This window comes from Sorangium sp. So ce119 (assembly GCF_051524405.1).
Lineage (GTDB): Bacteria > Myxococcota_A > Polyangia > Polyangiales > Polyangiaceae > Sorangium > Sorangium cellulosum_G.
On sequence record NZ_CP150310.1, the window covers coordinates 4,187,450 to 4,203,551 of the forward strand.

The following is a 16,102-nucleotide window of genomic DNA, read 5'->3' on the forward strand; positions in this document are numbered from 1 at the left end:
CGTGACGCCCCCTCCGGATCACGACGGCGGCGCGCCCGCCGCGCGCGGCGCCCACGACGACACCCCGGCCTCCGCGGACGAGCTCGACGCGCGCCTCGCGGCGGCCCGCTACATCTCCGATCCCGCGACGTCGCTCGCGCTCTGGCTCGCCCTGCGGATGCACCGGCCGCTCCTGCTCGAGGGGCCGGCGGGCGTCGGCAAGACCGACCTCGCCCGCGCCGCGGCCGAGGCGCTCGGCCGCGGGCTCATCCGGCTCCAGTGCTACGAGGGGCTCGACGAGGCGAAGGCGCTGTACGAGTGGGACTACGCGAAGCAGATGCTCTACACGCAGCTCCTGCGCGACGCCGTCGCGAAGGAGATCGCCGGCGCGGCGAGCCTCTCCGAGGCCGCGCGCGCCATCGCGGGGAGCGAGGCGTCGTTCTTCAGCGAGCACTTCCTGATCGCGCGCCCGCTCCTCGCGGCGCTCCGCAGCGCCGCGCCGGTCGTCCTCCTCATCGACGAGGTCGACCGCGCCGATCCGGAGTTCGAGGCGTTCCTGCTCGAGGTGCTCTCCGAGATGCAGGTCACGATCCCCGAGCTCGGCACGGTCCGCGCCGCGCACCCGCCGCTCGTCCTGCTCACGACGAACGCGACCCGCGAGATGACCGAGGCGCTGCGCCGCCGCTGCCTGCACGCGTTCCTGGACTACCCGCCGCCGTCGCGCGAGGTGGCGATCCTGAAGATCGCGCTCCCCGGCATCGAGCCCCGCCTCGCCGCGCAGATCGTCGCGTTCGTCGGCGCCCTGCGGGCCATGGACCTGCGGAAATCCCCCGCCATCAGCGAGACGATCGACTGGGCCCGCGCGCTGCTCCTGCTCGGGAAGCGCGCGATCACCCCGGAGGTCGCCCGCGATACGCTCGGCGTCCTGCTCAAGCACCAGGGCGATCGCGGCGACGCGGAGGCCAGGCTCGGCGCCCTGGCGCGGGCCGCCGAGCAGGCGGGCGCGGGCGAGCCGGCTACCTGAGCTCGGCCACCTTCTCGCCGAACAGCTTCTCGAGCCGCCCGAGCATGGCGTCGTTCGGCTCGACGCGGAGATCGCGCCCCAGCGACAGCACCGCCTCCGCCCCGTCGTCGAGCTGGATCACGAGCTGCACCGGGCACACGCCCGGGCTCGCCCGCAGGAGCGCCCCGAGCCGATCGATGTGCTCGCGCCTGGCGATGCGCGACTTCAGCGTGATCGCCACGCTGCGGGTCTGCGCGAGGATCGCGTCGGACAGCGGCTGCACCTCGTCGAGCAGGAGGGTCGGCTCGCGCGGCGCGGACTCGGCCTCCTCGGCCCCCTCCTCCACCATCGGGAAGCTGACCTTCCCCGAGATCAGGACCGGCTCGCCCCGGTTCAGGAGCTCGCCGAAGGCCTCGATCTGCTTCTCGCGCACCTTGACCTCGACCCGGCCCGCCGTGTCCTCGAGCACGAAGAACGCGATCTTGCCGCCGCCTCCCTTGAAGATGCGCTCGCGGTAGCCCTCGACCATCCCGCCGACGCGCACCCTGGACCACGGGTCCATGCTGGCCAGCGCGCTCACCGCGGTCACGTCGAAGCGGTTCATGTCCACGCCGTACCGATCGAGCGGGTGCCCCGAGACGTAGAACCCGAGCGACTGCTTCTCGCGCGAGAGCGTCTCGCGCAGGTCCCAGTCCTCCGCCATCGGGTAGTCGTCGAGCCGCACCTCGTTCTTGGACGCGACCGCGGCGAACAGGCCGATCTGCGCGCTGTTCCGCTCCTTGCTCGCGCTGCGCGAGCGCTCGAGCGCCCGGTCGATCCCGGCGAACGCGCGCGCCCGCGAGATGCCCCGCGCCTGCAGGCTCGCGTCGAACGCGCCGCACTGCACGAGCGCCTCGAACACCCCCTTGTTGACCCGCCGCGGATCGACGCGCTCGGCGAAGTCGAACAGATCCGCGAACGCGCCGCCCGCCTCCCGCGCCTCGAGGATCGCCTCGAGCGCCGACTCGCCGACGCCGCGGATCGCCCCCATCCCGAAGCGGATCTTCGGATCGTACGGGTCCCTCATCCGCGAGCCGCCGCGCCGCGTGCCGGTCACGCGCTTGCCGTTCGTCCCCGGCTTCGCGCTGTAGACGACGGTGAAGTCCGTCTTGGACTCGTTGATCTCGGGCGGCAGGATCTCGACCCCCCACGCGCGCCCCTCCGCGATGATCCGCACGACCTTCTCGATCTTGTCGCGGTCGGCCGTCATGAGCGCGCACAGGAACTCGACCGGGTAGTGCGCCTTCAGGTAGGCCGTCTGGTACGTGAGCAGCGCGTACGCGGCCGAGTGGCTCTTGTTGAAGCCGTACCCCGCGAAGTACTCGAGGAGCCCGAAGATGCGCTCGGCGTCCTCCGCCTTCACGCCGTTCTTCAGCGAGCCGTCGACGAACGTCGCCTTCTGCTTCGCCATCTCCTCGGGCTTCTTCTTGCCCATGGCGCGCCGGAGCAGGTCGGCGCCGCCGAGCGTGTAGCCCGCGAGCTTCTGCGCGATCTGCATGACCTGCTCCTGGTAGACGATGACGCCGTACGTCGGCCTGAGGAGCTCGTCGACGAGCGGGTGCATCTTCTCGATCGGCTTGCGGCCGTGCTTGCAGTCGACGAAGTCCTTCACCATGCCGGTGCCGAGCGGCCCGGGCCGGTAGAGCGCCACGGCGGCGACGATGTCCTCGAAGGCGTCCGGCTTGAGGTCCTTGAAGAGCTGCTGCATGCCGCTCGACTCGAGCTGGAACACGCCGGTGGTCTCGCCCGACTGGAGGAGCGCGTACGTGGCGGTGTCGTCGAGCGGCACCGTGTTCACGTCGAACAGCGCTCCCTCCTTCCCGGCGCGGTCCGGCCGCGCGTTCACGAGCCGCACCGCGATGTCGATGACGGTGAGCGTCTTCAGCCCGAGGAAGTCGAACTTGACGAGGCCGGCCAGCTCGGCGTCGTCCTTGTAGTACTGCGTGACGAGCTGCTCGCCGTTCTTGAAGCACGGGACGTGATCCCAGAGCGGCCCCTCGCTGATCACGACGCCGGCGGCGTGCATGCCGGCGTGCCGCGTCAGGCCCTCGAGCTTCTGCGCCTGCTTCAGGAGCTCCGCGACCGTGGGGTCGCTCTCCTTGAGCGCCTTGAGCTTCGGCTCGATCTCGAGCGCCTCCGGGATCGTGTACATGATCCCCGGGCTCTTCTGCGGGATGAGGCTCGCGATCTTCTGCGCCTCGTTCGCGGGGAACGCCATCGCCCGGGCGACGTCCTTGATCACGCTCCGCGCCTTGAGCTCGTGGAACGTCGCGATCTGCCCGACGGACGGCTTGTCCGCCTCCTTGCTGTACTTCTTCGTGACGTACGAGATGACCTCGTCGCGCCGGTCCATGCAGAAGTCGACGTCGAAGTCGGGCATGCTGACGCGCTCCGGGTTCAGGAAGCGCTCGAACAGCAGGTTGTACGGGAGCGGATCGAGATCGGTGATCTCCATCGCGTAGGCCACGAGCGAGCCCGCGCCCGATCCGCGGCCCGGCCCGACCGGGATGCCGTGGTCCTTGGCATATTTGATGAAGTCCCAGACGATGAGGAAGTAGCCTGGGAAGTCCATCTGCACGATGACGTTCAGCTCGACGTCGAGCCGCGCCCGGTAGACCACCTCATCCACCTTCCGGCCGGTCCGCGCGATCTGGGCGAGCCGCTTCGTGAGCCCCTCGTGCGCCACGTGCCGGAAGTACGATCCGGTGTCGGCGAACCCGCTCGGCAGCGGGAACGTCGGCAGCATCGGCTTGCCGAGCTTCAGCTTGAGCGCCGAGCATCGCTCGGCGATCTCGAGCGTCGACCGGACCGCCTCCGGAAAGTCGCGGAAGAGGTGCGTCATCTCGTCGGCGGGCTTGAGGAACATCTCGAAGCTGCCGTGGTGCGCCTCGCTCGCCTCCGCGAACGTCCGGTTGGCCGCGATGCAGGACAGGTAGAGCTGCCCCTCGCCGTCCTCGCGCGCCCCGAAGTGCGCGTCGTTCGTCGCGACCAGCGGCAAGCCCAGGTCCCCCGCCGCGCGCGCCAGGATCCCGTTGAGCACCGACTGCTCGACCAGCCCGTGGTCCTGCAGCTCGACGTACAGGCTGCCCGGCGCGAAGCAGTCCCTGAGCCGGCTGAGCGCCTCGCGCCCCTCGTCCTCGCCCTGCTCGAGGATCCGCTGGGCGACCACGCCGCCCATGCACCCGGTCAGGCCGATGAGCCCCGCGCTGTGCTGCGCGACCATATCGAGCCGCACGCTCGGCGCGAGCCCGCTCGCGGGATCGACGTGCCCCTTCGAGACGATGCGGACGAGGTTCTTGTAGCCCTCCTCGGACGTCGCGAGCAGCACGAGGTGATCGACCGGCGTCTCGTCCACGCCCGAGCGCGACACCTGCCCCGCGGACGCGCCCCAGCTCCGCGCGACGTTCACCTCGCAGCCGATGATCGCGCCGATGCCCTGGTCCTTGCAGGCCTTGTAGTGCTGAATCGCCCCGAACATGTTGCCATGGTCGGTCAGGGCGACCGCCCGCATTCCCAGCGACTTGGCGCGCGCGGCCAGGTCCTTGATGCGCAGCGCGCCGTCGAGGAGCGAGTACTGCGAATGCACGTGGAGGTGGATGAACTCAGCGGTCACAGCAGGCTTCCAGGTGGCTTCTCATGGCGGGGTGAATCGGGAAAGACCGGTAATCAGGGAGCACGGAAGACGGAATTGACAGGCATCTGGACGACCGGTCAGCGCTTGCTTTCGCGCTCACATATAGCGCATTGCGCAGCGGGGATCGCCCTTGATGAGGCGCGCAGGCCGGCGCTAGCATGTGCGCGCGCTTGAGAGCACTTGCCTGATCCGGGGTGGGGTTTCCAGAAAGTGAGGTCGATGATGCGTCATTCCCGTATCGCCGTCGCGGTTTATCTCGCGACGGCGCTCCTGTCTGTTGCCGGGTGCGGCTCCGATCCTGCGGATCCTGCGGAAGACCCCGTCGTCGCCCCCCCCGGTCAGCCTCCTCCGCCTGGACCGGCGCAGCCCGGCGACGGCGAGGGCGTCGCGTTCGGCATCGACCGGCTCTTCCTCGGTGACACCGATCGCGACGGGAAGAAGATGGCCGGGAGCTGGAAGCAGTACGGCTTCAACCTCGACGGCAAGGTGTCCAGCACCGTATCGCAGGACCTGTGCAAGCCGGTCGACGGCGCCTCCCCCTCCGACGTGTATCCGGACGGCGCCAACGGCATCGACAACTCCTTCGGAAACAAGCTCGTCAGCCTCATCGCCAACTTCCTGACCGACCCGTCGACCCGGGTCACCGACGCGATCGCCAACGGCGATTTCACGGTGATCTTCAAGCTCGACGGCCTCGGCGACCAGCCGTCGTACAACCCGCTCACCGCGAAGCTCTATGGTGGCGCCACGCTCGGCGCGGCGCCCGTGTGGAACGGGAGCGACAAGTGGCCCGTCGTCCCGGAGCTGCTCGAGGACGCGCAGGACATCGAGAGCGCCAAGGTCGTGTTCCCGGCCAGCTACGTCGTCGACAACACGTGGGTGTCGGGCCCGGAGTCCCAGGTCAGCTTCAAGCTGAACCTGACCTTCTCGGGCACCACGATCGGCCTCACCATCCGCAACGTGCGGGTCGCGATGGATCTCGCGCCCGATCACAAGTCGGTGGTCAAAGGCACGATCGCGGGCGTGCTCGAGACGGCCGTCCTCGCCGAGGAGTTGCGCAGCGTGATCGGCGCCGTCCAGCCGGGCGTCTGCGAGGGCTCGGGGATCGAGACGATCCTCGACCAGGTCCGCCGCGCGTCGGACATCATGAAGGATGGCAGCCAGGATCCGAGCCGGGAGTGCGATGCCATCTCCATCGGCATCGGGTTCACGGCAAAGCAGGTCCAGCTCGGCGAGATCGCGCCCCCTGCCACGACGACGGGCGTGCCGTGTGGGGAAGGCGGCGACGGCGGGAGCGGCGACGCGGGCGGTGGCGGCGCGGGCGGCGGCGGCGAGGCCGCAGGCGGCGGCGGCGCGGGCGGCGAGGCCGCAGGCGGCGGCGGCGCGGGCGGCGCGGGCGGCGCGGGCGGCGCGGGCGGCGCGGGCGGAAGCGCAGGCTGAACACGGCGCGCTCTCGACCTCTCTCTGCGGCTAGATGATCCGGAGCCCTCGCCCAGGGCTCCGCGGGCCCATCCCCGGGGCACCCCTCGGGTGCCCTCCCCCGTCCTACCAACCCGCCTGTTGCGCGCGAGCAGCTCACGCTGCTCGGTCCGCTTGCATCCTTCGCGGCGCTCGCGCCGTTTGCGACCTTCACGTTCGTTCACGCGATTCGCGAAGATCGTGCTCGTCGATGAGCCATCGCGCGCCCTGCGAGCGTCTCTAGGAACGACCCCGCCCGTCCAGGGTACGCGCGCAGCGAGAGCGGCCTCGGCAGCGTCTGTTGTCGATCCGTCCGCTTGCGCGGGTCCACGGCGGCGACCTCTTCCCGGTTTCGTTCGTCCTGACTTTTCGCTAGAAGGCGGCGTCGCTTCGATGCGTCCACCACGCAAATGCCCGACGGCGGTGAAGATTCATGGCGAGCTGCCGTCCAAGCGCGTCAGCCCGGCGGGTTGCCGACGCGAGCCCTGGCTCGTGCCCTCAGAGGAGAACAACGTCCATGCGTAGATACGTCGCTTCCGTTCTGTGCGCCGTGATGATGGTTGGCACTGCCGCCGTGACGGCGGGTTGCACGGCCAGCGCCTCGTTCAACTCCGGCAGCAAGGAGCCGGCCCCGCCTCCGCCTCCCCCCGAGGAGCCGAAGCCCGAGCCGCCGAAGGAGGAGAAGAAGCCCCGCCCGCGCTTCAAGATGACCTTCAAGCTGAAGGGCAACCAGGTCGAGCTGCCCGGGCCGGTCGTCTTCGAGACGAACAGCGACAAGCTCCTGCCCGAGAGCGACGAGGTCCTCGGCATCGTCGACGACTTCCTGAAGCAGCGGAAGGACGTCAGCCTGCTCCGCATCGAGGGCCACACCGACTCGGACGGCGACGACGCGTTGAACCAGACCCTGTCGGAGAAGCGCGCGATGTCGGTCGCCCGCTGGCTCGTCGCGAAGGGCCACGACTGCAAGCGCTTCATCGCCGTCGGCTTCGGCGAGTCCAAGCCGGTCGCCGACAACAACACGCCCGACGGCAAGGCCCAGAACCGCCGCACCGGGTTCTTCATCGCGGCCGTCGAGGGCAAGGCGGTCGACAAGCAGCCGGTGGACGGCGGCGGCAAGGTCGCCGGCGATCCCTGCAAGTGACGCGCTCCGCCGAGCGCGCATCGGACGGCGCGCGTGCGCTCGGCGCGCGCACGCCGCCCGAGCCGCGCGCTCGGCGCGCTGACACGCGCTCGGCGCGCTGACACGCGCTCGGCGCGCTCACAGCGGATAGACTCCGCCGGCGCGCAGCGCCATTTCCTGGCGCGCCGGCGGCCGGTTCCGTCCCCTCGTCCTTCTTTCTTGCCTCCCCCACCATCTTCACTATCCGTAGTCCTCCACGACATGCGGAGACGCCACGACATGCCCCTCGGTCGCCTCCTTGGCGCCGCCGTCCTCTTCGTCGGCCTCCTCGGTTGCGATCCCGGGCCGGGCGACGTCCGCGAATGGACGCCGGCCGATCACGACCCGCCGAGCCCCAACGAGAACCAGGGCGGCAAGGTCGCCGCTCGGCCCGTCGCCTCGAACGAGACCGATCCGGGTCTCATCGAGCTCGCCTGGCAGCGGAACTGCTCGAGCTGTCACGGTAGGGCCGGCCGCGGCGACGGACCGCAGGGTCCGATGGTCCGCGCCCCCGACCTGACCGACGCGGCGTGGCAGGAGCGGGTGACCGACGCGCAGTTGGCGGAGACGATCAGGAAGGGCAAGAACAAGATGCCCGCCTTCGATCTGCCGCAGCAGGTCATCGACGGCCTGGTGAAGCGGATCCGCACGAACCGCGCCGCCCGCTGAAGCTCATGAGCTCGCCTCCCCGGGCACGACTCGACCCTGATCCGGACGAAGCGCCGGTCCCGGACGAAGCCCCGGTCCCGGACGAAGCCCCGGTCGAGCCGGCCCCGCGGCCCGCCTGGATGAAGCGCCTCGCGCCCGCGATCCTCGTCGCGGGCGCGCTGCTCGCGGGAAGCGTCCTCTTCAGGGGGCTCCCCGAGGAGCGGGAGATCGAGCTGCGCCTCGACGACGCGTCGACCGTCGTGCAGCTCGACGTGACCTGGACGGACCGGTCTTCTGCGGACGGCGCGATCGACGTCGCGCCGGTCCATGGCAGCTCGTGGCGCTTCGCCGAGGGGACGGCGCCCCGGGCCGTCCTCACGAAGGTACGGCTCCCGGACGGCGTCTATCAGCTGGAAATCGCGGTGGGCAGGACGCGCGGGCGCGACGTCACGAGCCGGGCGGTGACGCTCGGCGACGCGGACCGGATCACCTTCCCCGTACGCTGAACGGCTCTCTGCCCGGGCTGGACGGATGCCACTGCACAACCGTGGTCGGCCCGCGCACGAGACCGTTGACTCCCGGAAACTGACAAGCCAGGCAGGGCCGTGAGTTGGAGGCGTGTCCCTCAGGCACCACCTCGCGTCCGACGGGCCGCGCTCCACCCCTGAAGAAACAGCTCCGACTTCCGTAGCAAGACGTTGTTTTGATTGATCTTTTCTTGCATCCACCGCCGGCAGTTCGAGTGGGAATGGAAAGTGAGAACGAATTCCCTTGATGCGTTCCCCCCGAAGCCGCTACTTCTTGGCCCGCAAAAGCAGGGCGTGGCACCTTATCCTACAACGACTTACACGCTCTGTCCGGGACGACCGTGATGCATCGTGGTGCCCCCCCGGAGGGAGCGACCATGCGGCTCGATCAGTGCCGCTGGAGGCGGAGAAGGAGAACCGATGAGGATCACCCCGTGGTATCTGGCTGCGCTCGCCCCGTTTGCTGCCATTGGTTGCAGTGGCGCCTATCTCGGCCACGCTACCGTCGTCGCGTTGACGATCGGCATCTTCCTCGGCACCCTGTCGCTCGGTCGCACCCCGAGCTCTCGCCCTGCCCCGCCGAACGCCCCTGTCTCCTGACTTTCTCTCCCAGCGGTCGCCTGCTGCGCGTCGACGCGACGGTCCCCCGGGCGGCCCGCGGCCCTGGCGCTACCGCTCGGGGAGCGTGAGGTCATGACGCACGACGCCTCCGTCGGCCGACTCAAGCGGCTCGAAGAGTTCACGCTCATGGATCTCGAGTCCGTGCACCTCATCCTGCGCGGCGAGTCCGTCATCGACTGGCGGAGGCTCAACCTCGAGAGCGAGCAGGCCGCGCGCGAGCTCCTCCTCGCGCAGGAGTTCCGGCCGGACGAGCCGGGGGATCGCGCCCACCTCGAGAGCGTCAAGAACGAGGCGGTCGCGTACCTGCGCCGCCACTTCGAGTTCCCGATCCCGAGCCCGGTCGCGCGCGCGTCGGTCGAGGAGATCCTGATGCTCGCCTCGGGCAAGGGCCACCGTCAGCTCTGCGCCTGCACGATCCTCAAGGCGATGCACATCATCCATCACCTGGCCGGGCGCGAGCTCCTCTTCTCGATCCCGATGTCGGACCAGGACGTCTTCCACCTCGTCGAGGAGAAGGTCTACCGGGTGATCGGCGGCATGCTCGCGGCGGGCTTCCCGATCACCGAGTTCATCGGCGGGCGGAAGAACAAGGACTCGCTCTACACGAAGCTGCTCTCGAAGACCGACACGACCGCGGCGGCCATCTACGACAAGCTCCGTTTCCGCATCGTCTGCCGCACCGTGGACGATCTGCTCCCCGTGCTCCTGTACCTCTCGGAGCGCCTGTTCCCGTTCAACTACGTCGTGCCCGGCGAGAGCACCAACACGATCCTGCGGTTCCGGAGCTACTGCGAGGCGCGCCCCTTCCTCCTGCCGATGCTCGAGGCGCTGCAGACCGACGTCGACGACGGGCTGACGGCCGGCGACAACAGCTTCAGCGATCGGAGCTACCGCGTGATCCACTTCGTCGTGGATCTGCCGGTGCGCCTCCCCGCCGAGATCCTCGACATGGCGCCGCCCGCGGCCTGGGCGCTCGGGCCGATCATCTTCGTGCTCTGCGAGTTTCAGCTCATCGACCGCGAGACCGAGGCGGCGAACGAGGTCGGCGACGCGAGCCACGCCCGCTACAAGGAGCGGCAGAAGCACGCCGTGATGCGCCGGCTCAAGCTCGGCGTGCGCTCCACGCGCGACCCGGCGAGCGGCGGACCGAAGCGCGATCGCTAGGCGCGGGGCGCGACGGAAGCTCCCAGAGCTCCCGCAGGAGCTCTGGGGCGGGTCCGTGGTCGAAGCAGCGCTTGGAGCAGGGAGGCGGAGCCGCTGCGACGCCGGGAGCAGTCGAGCGGTCGGAGCGGAGCCGCGGAGCGAGCCGCCTGGGCGGCGGCGGGCGGCGCGTCGACGGGGCGTGTCCCCTCAACGACGCCGCCGGCGAGCGAGCTCAGATGCGGGCCTTCAGCGCGTCGCGATCGAGGACGACGATCCGACGGCGGTCGATCTCGATCACCCCCTTGCGACGGAGGTCGCCGAGAGTGAGCGTGACGGTCTCGCGCGTGGAGCCGATCATGCTCGCCATCTCCTGATGGGTGAACGGCGCGGAGATGAGGACCCCGCGCGGATCGGGGATGCCCCAGCGCGTCGCTGCCTTGAGCAGGAACTCACAGAGGCGGGCCTCCACGTTGCGGAAGAGCATCGAGGCAAGGCGCTCCTCGGTGTCCGTATGGCGCTCGACCAGCGTGGTCACGATCGCGGCGGCGAAGTTGGCGTCGCTCGCCATCAGGCTCCGCACCGTCGCCAGCGGGACGATGAGCGCCTCGACGTCCTCCGTGGCGATCGCGCTCTCCCGGTGCGCGGTGACGCCGCCGAGCGCCGCCTCGCCAAGCACGTCGCCGGCCCCTCTGTACCCGAGCGACAGGCTGCGCCCGTCGCTCATCCCTCGCACCAGCCGGACGCGGCCGAGGCTGAGCATCGCGAGGGCGGTCGCGGCGTCGCCCTGCGTCACCAGGTGACGCCCCTTCGCGACGCGCTGGATGGTCCCCCCGTCGGCCAGCGCCGCCTGCGTGGCCGGGGATGCCGCGTTGCCGATCGCGCCACGCCGGACAACCCGACGTTTGCGCGAATCCAGGTCGAGTCCACCGTCGTTTCCGAGCGCGCCAGGCTGAACCCTGACGCTCCGTGCCATCGCATCCTTACCCATCATCATCGCGGCTGCTCCTGCGGTTTGCGGTGTCGCGGTCCTGCTGTTTCCGGGAGGCCCCACCGGCCGGGCGGCTCCGACTTTCACCGGAACCCTCCTACTTGCGTTGACATCCCCGAGACGCGGCCCGTACCTTTCGGTTTGAGCCGGGCACGCCCCGTGAATGAACCCCTGCACGGGGGAGCCAGTTCGACCGCTCCTCCAGCTACGGACGTTGGATGCGCCTCTTTAGCGGCAAAATTACTCCTCTCACAGAAGAAATCGTCCGCGCGCTCGTGGACAACCGCGATATCGAGTGCACGTCGAAGAAAGAGGTCGCGCTCGACATCGAGTCGGTGTTCACGAGCTACCTGAACGCCGACCGTGAAGCGACCGAGCGGGCCAAAGAGATCCTCCAGGCGCGCGGGCTCCCCCAGGGCGAGTTCAACCGGGTCAAGCGCCTGGCCGCGGAGCAGAAGGGGATCAAGACAGGCGAGGAAACGATGGATTATCTCCTCGACCAGCTGCTCGAGATGCTCATGCACTCGAACAACGTCGAGGAGGTCTTCGTCGAGGACCACGACCTGCGGCGCCGGATACGGCCTGTCCTCCGGAAGTACCTCGAGATGGACGAGGCGCTCGACACCGAGGTGCGCGGCAAGCTCCGCCATGTACAGGAAGGCTCCCGCACCTGGGAGATCGAGTACCAGCGGGTCATGGGCGAGATCCAGCGGCGCAAGGGGCTCGTGTAGACCCCTCCGCGCCGGGCGGACGAGCTCCCGCGACGCGAACTAGCGAGCGATCGCGGCCCTCACCCCTCGATCAGCCCCCCGAACGGCTCGCGTCGAGGCAGATCGTTCCTGGGGAGCGCCAGTAGGATAAGAACGCACTGCTCCCGACCGGCCCCCCCATGGAACGTTCTGCCTGCCGGATCGGGCCTCGTCGTGGTACCGGAGGACATCATGAGCTGGATTCCGAAGGTCGAGGCGAAGCGGCACTTCTGTCATAAATGCAAGAACGAGCTCATCTTCGAGGTGAAGCTCCAGCGCGCGGACACCTGCCCGCACTGCGGCGTCGACCTCCACTGCTGCAAGAACTGCGAGAACTGGGACCCGGCCGCGCACAACCAGTGCAAGGAGCACATCGCCGAGTACATCCCTGACCGGGAAAGGGCGAACTATTGTACTTTCTTCACGTTCAAGAACGGCGTACCGGAGGATAACTCGAAGCGCATCGCCGACTCGCGCAGCAAGCTCGACAACCTTTTCAAGAAGAAGTAGGCGCCCGCTGGGGAGCACGCACATGTCCACGCCTCGCTACTTGGTCACCGGCGGTGCCGGTTTCATCGGAAGCAACCTCGTCGCGGCGCTGACCGCCGCAGGGGAGCGGGTCCGCGTCCTCGATAACCTGGCGACGGGCCGATGGGAGAACCTCGACGGGCTCCCGCACCAGTCGCTGATCGAGCGGATCACCGGGGACATCCGGGACGCCGCGGCGGTCGCGGACGCGGCGAAGGGCGTCGAGGTCGTTCTCCACCAGGCCGCGCTCGGCTCGGTCCCGCGCAGCGTCGAGACGCCGGTCGAGTCGAACGCCGTCAACGTGGGCGGCACGGTCACGGTGCTCGACGTGGCGCGGCGGCAGGGCGTGCGCCGCGTGATCTTCGCCGCGTCGTCGAGCGCGTACGGCGAGACGCCGGTGCTCCCGAAGCACGAGGCGATGGAGCCGATGCCGCTGTCGCCGTACGCGGTCACGAAGCTCGCCTGCGAGCATTACATGAAGGTCTTCGCCGGCATCTACGGCATCGAGACGCTGAGCCTGCGTTACTTCAACGTCTTCGGGCCGAACCAGACGCCGGACGGCGCCTACGCCGCCGCGATCCCGCGGTTCGTCGACGCCGCCCTCCAGAACCGGCCGATCCCGATCTACGGCGACGGCGAGCAGACGCGCGACTTCTGCTTCATCGAGAACACGGTCTCCGCGAACCTGCTCGCCGCGACGTCTCCGAAGAAGTTCAAGGGCGAGATCATCAACATCGCCGGCGGGCGCAGGATCGGGCTGAACGAGCTCTGCAAGGAGATCTCGCGGGTGCTCGGGCGGAACGTGGCGGTCGAGCACCTCCCGCCGCGCGCGGGCGACATCCGCCACTCGCTCGCCGACATCTCGCGCGCGGGCGAGCTCATCGGGTACGCGCCGCGCGTGCGCTGGGAGGACGGCATCGCGCCGACCGTCACGTACCTGAGGACGCTGCGCGAGAAGGGCCCCGCCGCCGCGTCGGCGACGGTCACGTGCGGCAACGTTCCGCTGCCCAAGGCCCAGGCGGCCGCGGACACCGGGCACCAGGCGAGCTAGGTAGACGGAGCGGCTCGTGCGGAGCATGACCGGCTTTGGGCTCGGTGACGCTTCGCTCACCGAAGGACGCGTCGTCGCCGAGATCCGCTCGGTGAACCAGCGCTTCCTCGACGTGCGCGCGCGGCTCCCGCGCGAGCTCGTCGACCTGACGATGTTCGCCGAGCAGGTGGCGCGGGAGCGCCTGCGCCGGGGGCGCATCGAGATCATCGTGCGCACCGAGGGCGCGGTGCTGGCCCCGAGCACGCTCGACAAATCGAAGGCGCGCGCGGCGTTCCGCGCGCTCGCCGAGCTGCGCGACGAGCTCGCGCCGGGCGCGGACGTGCCGCTGTCGCTGCTCTGCGCCGTGCCGGACCTCTTCGCGCCCGCCGGGGGCCACGAGATCGCGACCGTCCGCGGCGCGCTCAAGCTCGCGATCGAGCGGGCGATCGACGCGATGGAGGGCATGTGCCACCGCGAGGGCGAGGCGCTCGCGTGCGACATGCGCGGGCGCGTGGAGACGCTGCGCGCGCTCGCCGCCGAGGTCGTGGCGCGCGCGGACGAGGCGCGCGAGGCGCTCCGGCGGCGGCTGCGCGAGCGCGTCGAGCGCCTGCTCCACGGCGTCGACGCCGGCTTCGAGGCGCCGCGCATCGAGGCCGAGGTGATGCTGCTCGCGGAGCGCAGCGACATCACCGAGGAGATCACCCGCCTGCGGAGCCACCTCGACCAGTTCGGCGGCGCGCTCGCGGCGCCGGGCGGCGACCCCTGCGGAAGGAGGCTCGACTTCCTGCTTCAGGAGATGGTACGCGAGGCGAACACACTGGGCTCCAAGGCGCAGGACGCCGCCATCTCCCATCACGTCGTGGCGATGAAGGTGGAGCTCGAACGCCTGCGGGAGCAGGTCCAGAACATCGAGTGACAGGAGAGCATGTCGACCGAAGCACCCAGTGACGACTTCCTCCTCCTCATCGTGTCGTCCCCGTCCGGCGCGGGGAAGACGACGCTCTGCGGGAGGCTGCGCAGCGAGTTCCCCGACCTGCGCTTCTCGGTCTCCCACACGACGCGGCGCCCGCGCCCGAACGAGGTCGACGGCCGCGAGTACCACTTCGTCGACCCGAGCACGTTCGAGCAGATGATCCGCATCGGGGCGTTCGCCGAGTGGGCCCGGGTGCACGATCACCTCTACGGCACGAGCCTGAAGGAGATCGAGATCGCGCGCGCCACCGCGCGCGGCGTCCTTTTCGACATCGACCACCAGGGCGCGCGGCAGATCAAGGCGAGCCTCCCCGAGGCGATCGCCGTGTTCATCCTGCCCCCGTCGCTCGCCGAGCTCGAGCGTCGCCTGCGCGGGCGCGGCACCGAGGACGAGCCCACGACGCTCAGGCGCCTCCGCAACGCGAAGGGGGAGATCGAGCACTACGGCTTCTTCGACTACGTGATCGTGAACGACGAGATCAACCGGGCCTACGAGCAGCTCCGGTCGCTCGTCTTCGCCGAGCGGTGCCGCCGGCAGCGGCGCGCAATGCTCTGCGAACGGCTGCTCGCGGAGCGGAGGTTCGAGCGATGAGCGTCAGCGCGAGGCACGACGTGCTCGCCATCATCGGCGGCAGCGGGCTCTATGAGATGGGGTGGCTGGAGGACGTCGAGGAGGTCTCGGTGTCCACGCCCTTCGGGCTGCCGAGCGACGTGGTGCTCCGCGGCCAGGTCAAGGGCGGCGACGCGACCGTGCTGTTCCTGCCGCGCCACGGACGCGGGCACCGATTCTCGCCGTCGAACATCAACTACCGCGCGAACATCTGCGCGCTCAAGATGCTCGGCGCCACGCACGTGCTCAGCGTGAGCGCCGTGGGCTCGCTGCGCGAGGAGATCGAGCCGGGCGACCTCGTCGTGGTCGACCAGTTCATCGATTTCACGAAGCGCCGGACCTCGACGTTCTTCGACGACGGCCTGGTCGCCCACGTGCCGTTCGCCGATCCGGTGTGCCCGATCATGGCGGCCGCCGTCCACGATGCGGCGCGCGCCACCGAGGCGCGCGTCCACCGCGGCGGCACCTACGTGTGCATCGAGGGCCCACAGTTCTCGACGCGGGCCGAGAGCCACATGTTCCGGTCCTTCGGCGCGCACGTCATCGGAATGACCAACCTGCCCGAGGCGAAGCTCGCGCGCGAGGCCGAGCTCCCCTATGCCACGCTCGCGCTCACGACCGACTTCGACTGCTGGCACGTATCGGAGGAGGCGGTGAGCGTCGAGGCGGTCATCACCGTGCTCAACCGCAACATCGTGCACGCGCGGAACGTCGCGAAGGCGCTCGCCCACGACCTCCCCGACGTGTCGCAGAGCCCCGCCCGCCACGCGCTGCAGAAATCCATCATGACCTCGGCCGGCGCGACGTCTCCCGACGCCCAGGCGCGGCTCGAGTGGCTCATCGGGCCCCGACAGAAGGCCGACTGAGCGCGGCCGGCGGCTGCGTCGAGGTCGCGCTCGCGCCGGCGGGCGGCGCGGCGGGCGGACTCGGTCGTCGGGGGGCCGCAGCGCGGGCGGCGTCGCTGCAGCGCGGGCGGCGTCCCCGAAACGAGCGGCTAGCGGCTGCGCGCAAATC

At 69.8% G+C, this 16,102-nt stretch carries 15 protein-coding genes; 13 read left to right on the forward strand and 2 right to left on the reverse strand.

Annotated features, from left to right (window positions below; all coding sequences use genetic code 11):
* Position 1 precedes the first annotated feature (1 nt).
* Positions 2-1,003: an AAA family ATPase gene (locus tag WME76_RS15700; protein WP_437960920.1), complete on the forward strand. Its 1,002-nt coding sequence runs from the start codon at positions 2-4 to the stop codon at positions 1,001-1,003.
* Here WME76_RS15700 and dnaE read toward each other — a convergent pair.
* On the reverse strand, positions 996-4,634 hold the full coding sequence (gene dnaE, locus WME76_RS15705; RefSeq protein WP_437960921.1) for a DNA polymerase III subunit alpha: 3,639 nt from the start codon (positions 4,632-4,634) through the stop codon (positions 996-998). The genes WME76_RS15700 and dnaE overlap by 8 nt on opposite strands.
* Positions 4,635-4,874: 240 nt before the next feature.
* Here dnaE and WME76_RS15710 point away from each other — a divergent pair, with 240 nt between their 5' ends.
* From WME76_RS15710 to WME76_RS15735, 6 genes are all read left to right on the forward strand, one after another.
* Positions 4,875-6,095, forward strand: coding sequence for a hypothetical protein (locus tag WME76_RS15710; protein WP_437960922.1), 1,221 nt, complete (start codon positions 4,875-4,877; stop codon positions 6,093-6,095).
* Positions 6,096-6,666: 571 nt separating this feature from the next.
* Positions 6,667-7,254: an OmpA family protein gene (locus tag WME76_RS15715; protein WP_437960923.1), complete on the forward strand. Its 588-nt coding sequence runs from the start codon at positions 6,667-6,669 to the stop codon at positions 7,252-7,254.
* Between the two features lie 258 nt (positions 7,255-7,512).
* Positions 7,513-7,941 carry a c-type cytochrome gene (locus tag WME76_RS15720; protein WP_437960924.1) on the forward strand — a complete coding sequence of 143 codons (429 nt, stop codon included), beginning with the start codon at positions 7,513-7,515 and terminating at the stop codon, positions 7,939-7,941.
* A 5-nt stretch (positions 7,942-7,946) separates the two neighbouring features.
* Positions 7,947-8,426, forward strand: coding sequence for a hypothetical protein (locus WME76_RS15725; RefSeq protein WP_437960925.1), 480 nt, complete (start codon positions 7,947-7,949; stop codon positions 8,424-8,426).
* Positions 8,427-8,867: 441 nt separating this feature from the next.
* Complete coding sequence (locus tag WME76_RS15730; protein WP_061607000.1) at positions 8,868-9,047, forward strand: hypothetical protein; 180 nt, start codon at positions 8,868-8,870, stop codon at positions 9,045-9,047.
* A 93-nt stretch (positions 9,048-9,140) separates the two neighbouring features.
* Positions 9,141-10,232 (forward strand): TIGR04552 family protein, encoded by a 1,092-nt coding sequence (locus WME76_RS15735; RefSeq protein WP_437960926.1) that lies wholly within the window; start codon positions 9,141-9,143, stop codon positions 10,230-10,232.
* Positions 10,233-10,443: 211 nt separating this feature from the next.
* Here WME76_RS15735 and WME76_RS15740 read toward each other — a convergent pair whose 3' ends face one another.
* Positions 10,444-11,376: a Crp/Fnr family transcriptional regulator gene (locus WME76_RS15740; RefSeq protein ID WP_437960927.1), complete on the reverse strand. Its 933-nt coding sequence runs from the start codon at positions 11,374-11,376 to the stop codon at positions 10,444-10,446.
* Between the two features lie 41 nt (positions 11,377-11,417).
* On the opposite strand from WME76_RS15740, the gene WME76_RS15745 reads away from it, so the two are divergent.
* The 6 genes from WME76_RS15745 to mtnP all read left to right on the forward strand — a co-directional run bounded on the left by WME76_RS15745 (position 11,418) and on the right by mtnP (position 15,954).
* Entirely contained in the window at positions 11,418-11,930 is a 513-nt protein-coding gene (locus tag WME76_RS15745; protein ID WP_061619830.1) for a DUF507 family protein, read from the forward strand.
* A 282-nt stretch (positions 11,931-12,212) separates the two neighbouring features.
* Positions 12,213-12,458, forward strand: a complete 246-nt coding sequence (locus WME76_RS15750) for a hypothetical protein (protein WP_437737963.1) — start codon at positions 12,213-12,215, stop codon at positions 12,456-12,458.
* A 22-nt stretch (positions 12,459-12,480) separates the two neighbouring features.
* Entirely contained in the window at positions 12,481-13,527 is a 1,047-nt protein-coding gene (locus tag WME76_RS15755; RefSeq protein ID WP_437960928.1) for an SDR family oxidoreductase, read from the forward strand.
* 25 nt (positions 13,528-13,552) lie between these two features.
* Positions 13,553-14,422, forward strand: coding sequence for a YicC/YloC family endoribonuclease (locus WME76_RS15760; protein ID WP_437960929.1), 870 nt, complete (start codon positions 13,553-13,555; stop codon positions 14,420-14,422).
* A gap of 9 nt (positions 14,423-14,431) precedes the next feature.
* Positions 14,432-15,070 carry a guanylate kinase gene (gmk, locus tag WME76_RS15765; protein WP_061619274.1) on the forward strand — a complete coding sequence of 213 codons (639 nt, stop codon included), beginning with the start codon at positions 14,432-14,434 and terminating at the stop codon, positions 15,068-15,070.
* Positions 15,067-15,954, forward strand: a complete 888-nt coding sequence (gene mtnP / locus WME76_RS15770) for an S-methyl-5'-thioadenosine phosphorylase (protein WP_437960930.1) — start codon at positions 15,067-15,069, stop codon at positions 15,952-15,954. Before gmk ends, mtnP begins: the two co-directional genes overlap by 4 nt.
* Positions 15,955-16,102: the final 148 nt, after the last annotated feature.

Excerpts from the sequence above, each read along its gene's own strand:
- mtnP (WP_437960930.1), top strand. The coding sequence starts at position 15,067 with ATGAGCGTCAGCGCGAGGCACGACGTGCTCGCCATCATCGGCGGCAGC.
- WME76_RS15735 (WP_437960926.1), top strand. The coding sequence starts at position 9,141 with ATGACGCACGACGCCTCCGTCGGCCGACTCAAGCGGCTCGAAGAGTTC.
- WME76_RS15755 (WP_437960928.1), top strand. The coding sequence starts at position 12,481 with ATGTCCACGCCTCGCTACTTGGTCACCGGCGGTGCCGGTTTCATCGGA.
- WME76_RS15715 (WP_437960923.1), top strand. The coding sequence starts at position 6,667 with ATGATGGTTGGCACTGCCGCCGTGACGGCGGGTTGCACGGCCAGCGCC.
- WME76_RS15730 (WP_061607000.1), top strand. The coding sequence starts at position 8,868 with ATGAGGATCACCCCGTGGTATCTGGCTGCGCTCGCCCCGTTTGCTGCC.
- WME76_RS15720 (WP_437960924.1), top strand. The coding sequence starts at position 7,513 with ATGCCCCTCGGTCGCCTCCTTGGCGCCGCCGTCCTCTTCGTCGGCCTC.
- gmk (WP_061619274.1), top strand. The coding sequence starts at position 14,432 with ATGTCGACCGAAGCACCCAGTGACGACTTCCTCCTCCTCATCGTGTCG.
- WME76_RS15725 (WP_437960925.1), top strand. The coding sequence starts at position 7,947 with ATGAGCTCGCCTCCCCGGGCACGACTCGACCCTGATCCGGACGAAGCG.
- WME76_RS15745 (WP_061619830.1), top strand. The coding sequence starts at position 11,418 with ATGCGCCTCTTTAGCGGCAAAATTACTCCTCTCACAGAAGAAATCGTC.
- WME76_RS15710 (WP_437960922.1), top strand. The coding sequence starts at position 4,875 with ATGATGCGTCATTCCCGTATCGCCGTCGCGGTTTATCTCGCGACGGCG.
- WME76_RS15760 (WP_437960929.1), top strand. The coding sequence starts at position 13,553 with ATGACCGGCTTTGGGCTCGGTGACGCTTCGCTCACCGAAGGACGCGTC.